This window comes from Bacterioplanes sanyensis (assembly GCF_014652515.1).
In the GTDB taxonomy this organism is placed as follows: Bacteria; Pseudomonadota; Gammaproteobacteria; order Pseudomonadales; family Oceanobacteraceae; genus Bacterioplanes; species Bacterioplanes sanyensis.
Genome location: NZ_BMYY01000037.1, coordinates 1 through 536, shown reverse-complemented (window position 1 = coordinate 536; position 536 = coordinate 1). Strand labels below are relative to the sequence as shown.

General features: G+C 45.7%; 2 tRNA genes. Both read right to left on the bottom strand.

From position 1 onward, the window contains the following. Positions 1-277: 277 nt before the first annotated feature. Positions 278-353, bottom strand: a tRNA-Ala gene (locus IE090_RS17770). Between the two features lie 14 nt (positions 354-367). Then, positions 368-444, bottom strand: a tRNA-Ile gene (locus IE090_RS17765). Between the last annotated feature and the right edge of the window lie 92 nt (positions 445-536).

Below are 536 nucleotides of genomic sequence, written 5' to 3'. Positions count from 1 at the left end.
GCCTCCAGATGCCAAGGCATCCACCGTGCACGCTTAGTCACTTGACCATATAACCCCAAACCGCCTTACTGCTTACAAGCTATGAAGCAGAAGACTTTATGGTTGGGCCTACTGATTGATTACGGGTAGCAATCAATCAAATCAAGCAACCGCCGGTTCGCTTGAGAATTCTCATTCTCATGTATCCAAATTTTTAAAGAGCAATCTGACTAAATTGTCAGTGTTAAATAATCTTGAATAAAATCACTTAACACTGAAAACTTCCTAAATCGAGAAATGGTGGAGCTATGCGGGATCGAACCGCAGACCTCTTGGATGCAAACCAAGCGCTCTCCCAGCTGAGCTATAGCCCCATTTTTCTGATTGTTGGTAGGTCTGGGCAGACTTGAACTGCCGACCTCACGCTTATCAGGCGTGCGCTCTAACCACCTGAGCTACAGACCTACGTCAGATAACAAAGATTTAGACAATTACGTGTGAGCACTTAGCTGAGATGACTAGAGCATCGTTTAAGGAGGTGATCCAGCCCCAGGTTC